The 8355-nt window shown below is 42.1% G+C and carries 7 protein-coding genes; 4 read left to right on the top strand and 3 right to left on the bottom strand.

What is annotated here, in order from left to right; all coding sequences use genetic code 11:
- Positions 1-172: 172 nt before the first annotated feature.
- A complete protein-coding gene (locus tag QUF07_RS12530) occupies positions 173-1126 on the bottom strand; it encodes an alpha/beta hydrolase (protein ID WP_217165213.1) in 954 nt (317 codons plus the stop codon).
- Positions 1126-2151 (bottom strand): acyltransferase family protein, encoded by a 1026-nt coding sequence (locus QUF07_RS12525; RefSeq protein ID WP_217165212.1) that lies wholly within the window; start codon positions 2149-2151, stop codon positions 1126-1128. Before QUF07_RS12525 ends, QUF07_RS12530 begins: the two co-directional genes overlap by 1 nt.
- A gap of 253 nt (positions 2152-2404) precedes the next feature.
- On the opposite strand from QUF07_RS12525, the gene QUF07_RS12520 reads away from it, so the two are divergent.
- On the top strand, positions 2405-4009 hold the full coding sequence (locus tag QUF07_RS12520) for a putative polysaccharide biosynthesis protein (RefSeq protein ID WP_502879038.1): 1605 nt from the start codon (positions 2405-2407) through the stop codon (positions 4007-4009).
- Between the two features lie 149 nt (positions 4010-4158).
- On the opposite strand, the gene QUF07_RS12515 is transcribed toward QUF07_RS12520, so the two are convergent.
- Positions 4159-5004, bottom strand: a complete 846-nt coding sequence (locus QUF07_RS12515) for an NAD(P)H-hydrate dehydratase (RefSeq protein ID WP_289427686.1) — start codon at positions 5002-5004, stop codon at positions 4159-4161.
- Between the two features lie 121 nt (positions 5005-5125).
- On the opposite strand from QUF07_RS12515, the gene pepV reads away from it, so the two are divergent.
- The 3 genes from pepV to QUF07_RS12500 all read left to right on the top strand — a co-directional run bounded on the left by pepV (position 5126) and on the right by QUF07_RS12500 (position 8246).
- The gene (gene pepV, locus QUF07_RS12510; protein ID WP_289427685.1) at positions 5126-6529 is read left to right on the top strand and encodes a dipeptidase PepV; all 1404 of its coding nucleotides are present in this window, start codon (positions 5126-5128) and stop codon (positions 6527-6529) included.
- A gap of 13 nt (positions 6530-6542) precedes the next feature.
- Positions 6543-7013, top strand: coding sequence for a universal stress protein (locus QUF07_RS12505; protein WP_217342365.1), 471 nt, complete (start codon positions 6543-6545; stop codon positions 7011-7013).
- A gap of 426 nt (positions 7014-7439) precedes the next feature.
- Positions 7440-8246, top strand: coding sequence for a DUF3658 domain-containing protein (locus QUF07_RS12500; RefSeq protein WP_217165207.1), 807 nt, complete (start codon positions 7440-7442; stop codon positions 8244-8246).
- Positions 8247-8355 lie beyond the last annotated feature (109 nt).

The raw sequence follows: 8355 nt of genomic DNA, 5'->3' as shown, positions 1-8355 counted from the left end.
TTCTAACGAGAAACAAAAAATCTGTCATCAGTAATAGATAAAATCTATTACCAACAACAGATATTGTAGAACCAAAACACAGAACCGATAACATTCCAAGCAGGGATGCAACGATTTCTGTGCTTTTTGTGTTCTATAACTTTTCTGATATTTCGGTGGTTTATACGATGTTTTACTGATCCAATTCACTCGCAGACCCGTCTTTATAATTCTTTGCCCATAAGAATTCAGTCAGGATTTTGTTAACTGCGAGGTTGTTATTGTGCAACTCGCTATGTTGGGCCTTTGCGCCAAATGCTTGAAATGTTTGGTAGAAACTGACGTGGTCTCTTAAAATGTATCCAAGAGAAAGCGCGGAGGCATTTGTGACGACGCCATCCGAATTAGAACCATTCCCCAAGTTACCATAGATATTGAGAACTCTTGTCTGATGCGGAAAATTCTTTCGCAGGCGGTATAACATGCGATATTCTGGATGAATGATCTTGGGCTTCCCGGTTGGCAGGATTTTATTTTGGTTGGGCATATCGTCCCATAGTTGCATTAATGGACCACTTGTCGGCTGATTAGACTTATGATTATTCATAATTCCATCATAGGGCCCAGCAATGACACAAATCTTGTTGACGCGCGGGAGGTCTTTTTGGTTACCATTCAACAAATTATAGTAGATAACTGCGTACGCGCCCATTGAGTGGCCAACAAAGTTTAGCTGATTGACATGATATTTTTTCTTTAATAGCTTGGTTACTTTTTTCAGCCAGTGCGCGTACTGAACTTCACCAGCCCGGTTGTTATCCATACGAACCATAATAATTGGGTTTCTCATCCATGGCTTGATTGTTCCAATAACAGAAATTCTGCCATTGGAACGCACCCTGATAATCATTCGCCTGGTTGCGGCACCGCTTATTTCAGTGGAGGTGACAATTTCTTTTTCGGATCTCAGCGTTCCACTCCAGCCATGAACGAAGAGGGTTGGGGTGTTGGAATTAACGAATCTTTTCGTCAAGGCACGCTGATTTTCTTGAGTGTGCCAGATTGACAGGCTAAATCCTAAAATGATGATACCGCCAATTACAAAGTACAGTATTCGTAATTTTTTGGAACGCCGATCATAAAACATTAACTAACCGCCTTGTGTAAGGAATTTTTTACCTTTATTTTGATAAATGCATAGAAAAGAGACAACGCAAACGAAATTATCAGCGCTAAAATTGTTTCTAAAATTGCACTTTGGTAACCAGCTTCATCAACAATATCAATGACCGCTTTGTGCAAATACATGATCCCCAAAGTCTGTTGCCCGACTAATTGAATGGGTTTGATCACAAACTGTGGGAAGAACTTACAGAAATAGTAGCTGGCACTGAATACGACCAAGCAAACAATGATTGGAATGAATGTAATATAAGAAATTCGTGAAATGGCAATGTGATGATAGGATGCATGAATAATTTTGGATTTTAAGAAGAACGCAAAATTGAAGCGGTCCATGTGCTGCATCCAAAATGCCCAAAAGGTGAAGATTGTTGCGGGGATGATCACCCATAAATCCTTAACGAATTCTTGAATCTTGTGGAAGTATAAATAGCCAAATAGCATGAAGAACATTGCGATAAAAGCAACATCAAAATCCCATGGCAGATATTTATAACTTAAGAAATAAATATGCTTGTAACTCGTGGAAACAATCAAAGAAATGAACGCCACGATAATTTGAGCTTCCCGATTCTTGACGTATGTAATGACAATCGACGTAAACAGGAGTGCCAACAGGTAGACATTAATGTACCAGAAAACACTCAGATAATGATTAAGGGTTCTACCACCGTACGCTAACCGGACAAAATAAAAGAGGGTATAGGACCAACTTTCACCCCGGACGAAGTGGGAAACCATGATTAGCAGGCCCCCACAAATGAAGTAGGAGATTAACAGTGGGAAAATGCGTTTTTTGAAAAAGCCAATCCAATCATTATTCACAATTGGTTTTAAGAAAAAGCCTCCCATAATGAAGAAGATCGGCATGTGCCACCAATATAAGAAATGAAACATGGTGCCATGCCTCGTCATAGCGTGACCGAAGACGACGGCAACAATTCCGACAGCCTTAGCCACGTCAATCCATTCGATTCTTTTTTTACTCACAACAATTTCACCTCGTAAATTTCAAAAAAACACCATAAAAATATTTTAGTGCATTTTAGTCCCTTGTGACAACATTTTTTCAATTCCAACCAGCAATTCTCTTGATGCTTAAGTAATATTTAATATATCCTCTCGATATTGCTATTGCAAGGCATTTTGGCTAAACTGTAACGAGTAGATTTAAAGCTGATGAAAGTAGGAACAAAAATTGGGTAATCAAGATCGAAACCGCCCGGATATTTCCAAAGATAAAATGCTGTCCGGATCCGCTTGGATGACGGCTGGAAGCATTTTGAGCCGTTTCTTGGGGGCAGTGTACATTATTCCTTGGAGCATTTGGTTCGGGAATTATTTTTTACGCGGAAATGCACTTTATGGACTTGGCTATAATATTTATAGTTTCTTTCTAATTGTTGCCATCGCGGGGATTCCGTCTGCGATTGCCAAGCAAGTTGCCCATTACAATGCTTTAAATGAATATGGCGTCGGGGTCCGTTTATACAAACGTGGACTGGTGTTGGCCGTTTCGACCGGAGTTATTTCAGCCGCTGTTCTTTATTTTGGTGCCCCATTAATTGATGGTGGCAACCCAAATGTGATTCCTGTTTTGCATTCGTTGGCTTGGGCAATTTTGATTATTCCAACGATGAGTTTAACTAGGGGGTATTTTCAGGGTTATCAACAGATGGCACCCTCAGCAATTTCTCAATTCGTTGAGCAGTTGGTTCGGGTAATCTATATGCTGGTAACGGCTTTCCTGATCATGCAGGTCTTTCACGGCGATTGGGTGAAGGCCGTCTCACAGTCCACATTTGCAGCGTTTGTGGGGGCTGTCGCTGGCGTGCTCACCTTAGCTTGGTATTATCTAAGCCGCCGAGAAGATTTTCGTTCCTTGGTTGCTCATAGTAACAATCAATTGCGGATAGAACCTAAAGCACTGTATCGAGAAATTATTGTTCAGGCAATTCCATTCATTATCTTAGGCGCCGGCATTACGATTTTTATGTTAATCGATCAGTTCACCTTTTTCAAAGTGATGAAGCTGGCAACCAATTATTCCAATAACATGCTTTCAGATTTATATGCATTATTTGCGGTTAATGCCAACAAGCTGATTATGATCACAATCTCTTTGTCATCTGCGTTGGCGATTACGGCGGTTCCTTTGCTGTCAATTGCGCTAACCAATGGGGATCGGCAGGAAATTTCCAGGCAGAACTCAAATGTGTTAACCCTCTTCCTATTCGTGATGATTCCCGCTGCATTAGGGATGTGTGCCATTTCTGGACCGCTTAACCGATTATTTTACGGTCAAGCCCAACAAGCACTTGGCGCAAATCTATTGACCTTCTCATCGATTATTTCCATTCCAATGGGATTGTTTGTTATGACTTCTGCGGTGATGCAAGGATTATCACAAAATAAGCGGGCAGTTAAATTTTTCGTCGTCGGCACAATTGTGAAGCTCATCTTCCAGTGGCCATGTATATGTTATTTAGGCTCATTTGGCCCACTTGTTTCAACTGGACTTGGGTTAGGCGTCGCCGACTGGTTAATCATTCGCTCATTGAATCGACAATTTGGGTTCAACCGGCGAATGCTCGATATTGGATTTCGAAAAATCGCAAAATATTCATTATTTATGTATGCCGCATCCCTTCTGACGGTGTGTGCAGCTAACTTTTTACTTAAATTCGTCGCGGACCCATTTGAACGAATCCCGAGTCTGATCGTTACGATACTAGCTGTTGCCGTTGGTGGTTATATCTACATCTATTTAGCCCTTAAAAGCCGAGTTGCAGATATGATCTTGGGAGCACGAACCGAAAAGTTAAGAAAATTATTGAGAATTCAGTGACATAAAGTGGGATACAAGCAACCAGATGATATTCGGAATACAAAATGGTCGGAGCAAAATGATTGATTTTTGTTCCGACCTTCTCAATGTTCAGAATATGACCATGACAAATAGTAGGTCAATAAGCAGCTTCCGGTCATATCAGGGAACTAACCGTTTATTGTTCCGCACTCTTGATTTTTAAACATAAATTCTGGTAGTGCTTCGCTGATTTGATGCGGTAAGACAACGTATTGTTTTCTTGCCAGTTCATCAGCAATCGCACTGTGAGTATACACCGCCGCCAAAACGGCTTGGGCTTTATTTTCAAACTGAGCAGTAAAGCCGCCAATGAGCCCAGCTAATGTATCTCCCATGCCACCAGTTGCCTGAGCAGGGGTCCCCTCTGTGTTTTCGTAAACTTGATCACTTACGCAAACTTGCGTGCGGTGGGATTTAACAACCACAATTGCCTTAAGTTTTTTGGCGGCAGCCAGGTTCGCAGTAGCTGTTTGGTCGGTAATTTTAATGCCAGAGACCCGTTGCCATTCCATTTGGTGGGGAGTCAACACATTTAGTGGTTCCTTTGGCAGCGACAACTTGTTACTGGCAATTAATGTCAGGGCCGAGCCATCAATGACAAATACCTGGCCGGTTTTGGCTAACGCAAAAGTTTTTTTCAGAAGGGTTAGTGCTTGATCACTTGTCCCAAGTCCTGGCCCAATTACAACGACCTTTGCTGCGGAAATGATCGGTTTTGCTTTTTCGAAATCGTTATCATCGACAAACATCGCTTCTGGCAACCAGTCGTGGAGACTTGATTGGTTGGTGGGATTGGTAACGGTGGTCACTAACCCAGCTCCGCTATAAACGGCGGCTAGTGAGGCCATGATGATTGCGCCGCCAAAGTTTTGACTGCCGCCAATCAGGACTATTTTTCCATAGGTGCCCTTGAAACTGTTGGCAGGCCGTTTTCTGATAACTTTCGGTAAAATTGTTTTTGTTATTTTTTCCATGACAATCATTCTCCCAGTTGTTTAGTTTAACTATCTCCAGTATACCATTGGACTTATTGAACAATGGTAACGGCCAAGCCTTTCTGTGATAAAATACAGTTATGACAGGAGTGAGAAATTAATGACAATCGACTGGAAACAACAATCACAAGATTATCGGACTGATTATTTAAATGATTTGAAAGAATTAATCGGCATTGAAAGTGTTCGAGATGATGAGCACGCAACCGACGAGTATCCACTGGGTGAAGGACCAACTAAGGCGATGCTGAAGTTTCTTTCATTTGGTGAACGCGATGGGTTCGTGACGAAAAATATTGATAATATCGTTGGCTATATTGAATATGGCTCTGGTGACCAAACAATGGCCATGCAGGCCCATGCTGACGTGATGCCTGCAGGTGATGGTTGGCAAACCAATCCATTTGAAATGACCGAAAAAGACGGGAACGTTTATGGTCGGGGAACTTCTGATGATAAAGGTCCCGCTTTGGCAGCATATTATGGGCTTAAAATGTTGAAAGATAACGGAATTACCCCGAAGATGAAAATCCGTTTGATTGTCGGCACCGATGAAGAGAGTCATTGGACTGGGATGAAACACTATTTTGAAGTGGAGCCTGAGCCGACATTTGGTTTTTCACCCGATGCGGAATTTCCATTAATTAACGGCGAAAAAGGTAATTCAACTTACGTGACGACGTTTGGAAACGCAAATGGTGAAGAAATCACCTTAAAAGACTTTATTTCTGGCTTACGGCCAAACATGGTTCCTGGAAATGCGACTGCGCTCGTTGAAACGGGTGATAATGAGGGGATGGTTGATGCCTTCACTAAATTCTTGGATACCAACCCCTTGTCTGGAGATGTTAAGGCAACCGACGAGGGAATTGCGATTCATTTAATTGGCAAGGCCGCTCACGCAATGGAGCCTAAGAATGGGATTAATGCGGGCACTTATTTAGCGAAATTTCTCCAACAATTTGCGTTTGAAGGCGATGCTAAGCACTTTATTGATTTTCTCGCCAGTGACTTACATGATGATTCCCGAGCAACCAAGATTGGCGCCAATCATGTTGATGATGTGATGGGTGATGTAACGATGAATGTCGGCATCATGAGATTCAATGCTCATGATGGTGGCTCGATCAATACGAATTTTAGGTATCCTAAGGGAACATCTGATAAAGAGATTTTGACTCAGCTTGAGGCTGCCGCTGGAAAACATCATGGTCAAGTTTCAGAAACTGATAATATGGTGCCTCATTATGTTGATCCTGATGATCCAATTGTTAAGACACTGATGAATGTGTATGAAGAACAATCTGGTGATCATGATGCCAAGCCTGAAGTCGTCGGCGGCGGCACGTATGCCCGGCTCATGAAGCGTGGCGTTGCGTTTGGCGCATTATTCCCAGGCACTCAGGACACAATGCATCAGGCAAATGAATTTCAGCCAATTAATGATCTACTAAAGGCAATGGCGATTTATGGTCAGTCTATTTACGAATTAACTGCCAAATAAACGAGGTGGCGACATGCTCGAATTTAACTATACAAATATTCTGGTTGGTGTCGATGGTTCAAAGACGGCTGCCAAGGCGGTTAATAAAGCCATCACGATCGCAGAACATAACGGTGCTAAGCTGACAATTGCAGCGGTCATTAACGATCGCGACATTATTGGCGTGTCTAAATCCGCCTTGCTTGGCTTTGGAAGTATTAATCCTGGCGCGGTTGATGAACTAAAAGAACGTTATACGCGATTGGTGGCCAAATATGCTGGTCGCGCTAAAGAACACGGAATCGATGTAAAAACGGTTGTGACGTCTGGGGACCCTAAAACCGTCCTTGCTCGTGACATCGTTGAAAATGAAAAGATCGACGCAATTGTCATTGGTGCTACCGGAGCCAATTTTGTTGGCCGAGTGACAATGGGCTCGACGGCGGCATTTGTGATTGCTCAAGCACCATGTGATGTGTTTGTCGTTCATCGAGACCCCAAATAAATTGAAACTTATTTTTCTTGTTAGGAAGAGACTGGAATAGTAGGCAACCTTTTAATTCCAGTGTTAATGAAAACAGACTGGGGCAATAGGCGTTTTGATCCCAGAATTTAACGAAGAGAACCAATTATTCCAGATTTTGGAATAATTGGTTCTCTTCGTTAAATGACCGGGATCAGCAGTTTGGCGCAGCTTTTATCCAAGTGACTAGGGCGATCTAAGTGAATGATCATCGATTGAAAATTAATATATGTCTTGGCCTCCTTCTTCGTCAAAGAGTTGAAATCAGATGATGCCTCAACTTCTCGTTATTGTGAGTTGAATGAGTCATATTCAAAATAATAATGGTTTGGTATTGCATGATGGTGAGAGATAAGTTTATACTTCTTGGGTATAGTTTTAGTAATCTTGATTGATGGGGAAATACATATGATCGATGTTTTATTTAACGAAAGTTTCTCAAATTCACTTAAACATTTTTATCAACAACACGATATCGATAACGAGATCATCACCTTGCCGGTCTATCTTAATTTGGGAGATATCACCGAAGGGAATTTTATTGAAAATCGGCGCACGCTGTTTAAAATTCAAAGCACGCATACGCGATTTTCAACCACTTCTGAGAGAATTCGCCGATTAGTGGCGGCGTTGGATCGCCTGTTTGAGGTGGTTAACCAAGGCCTCACAATTCGCATTTGGTGGAGTGATTTGAGTGATGATGCCTGTGGCTTTTTCTGGCTTTGTGAGGCATTACTAAATAAAAATGCACAGTTATCCGAAATTCATGTGCCGCTTTCATTCGTGAAGGGAGAAGTTCTGGTGACCCTTTCGAGTTTGGGAGAACTTCTTGACGAAGATCTTGAACAGCTTCAACTGACTCAGTATGAGCGGCCATTAACCCGAAATCGGCAAAAAGTTTCCAGTTATGTCTGGCGTGATTTACGAGCGGATAACACGCCCGTTCGAGTCAATATTAATGGGCAACTTGTCAGTCAGCCAATTACCTTCTATGATCAGTTTTTGCTCGGTCAGGTGAGTCCTAAATGCTTTAGAAATGTGATTCGAGTGATTGGTGAAACCCTTGGGCGTTTTCCGGTTGGTGCCCCTGACTGGTGGTATCGTCATCGCGTTGATTATCTCGTTTCCAAAGGGGTCTTAGATTATCAAAAGACCGATCCACAGATCAATCACTTGGACCCAGGTAGCGTGAAGCTAAATCAGAAAATGATATGATCATCAATCAAAAAGAGTGGAACGAAAAAAAACGGCTCTTCGTCAACTGTTGTTGGTGAAACTAAATTCGAGTTCTAATCACTTTGTGATTAGGGCTCTTTTTGTTTTG

The sequence above is a fragment of the Lentilactobacillus sp. TOM.63 genome, assembly GCF_030361045.1.
Classification (GTDB): Bacteria; Bacillota; Bacilli; order Lactobacillales; family Lactobacillaceae; genus Lentilactobacillus; species Lentilactobacillus dabitei.
Note: the sequence above shows the minus strand (reverse complement) of the source record. Positions and strands in the feature narration are given on the sequence as shown.

Bases quoted from the DNA above. Each gene is read 5' to 3' on its own strand.
- QUF07_RS12500 (WP_217165207.1), top strand. From the start codon at position 7,440: ATGATCGATGTTTTATTTAACGAAAGTTTCTCAAATTCACTTAAACAT.
- QUF07_RS12505 (WP_217342365.1), top strand. From the start codon at position 6,543: ATGCTCGAATTTAACTATACAAATATTCTGGTTGGTGTCGATGGTTCA.
- QUF07_RS12515 (WP_289427686.1), bottom strand. From the start codon at position 5,004: ATGGAAAAAATAACAAAAACAATTTTACCGAAAGTTATCAGAAAACGG.
- QUF07_RS12530 (WP_217165213.1), bottom strand. From the start codon at position 1,126: ATGTTTTATGATCGGCGTTCCAAAAAATTACGAATACTGTACTTTGTA.
- QUF07_RS12520 (WP_502879038.1), top strand. From the start codon at position 2,405: ATGCTGTCCGGATCCGCTTGGATGACGGCTGGAAGCATTTTGAGCCGT.
- pepV (WP_289427685.1), top strand. From the start codon at position 5,126: ATGACAATCGACTGGAAACAACAATCACAAGATTATCGGACTGATTAT.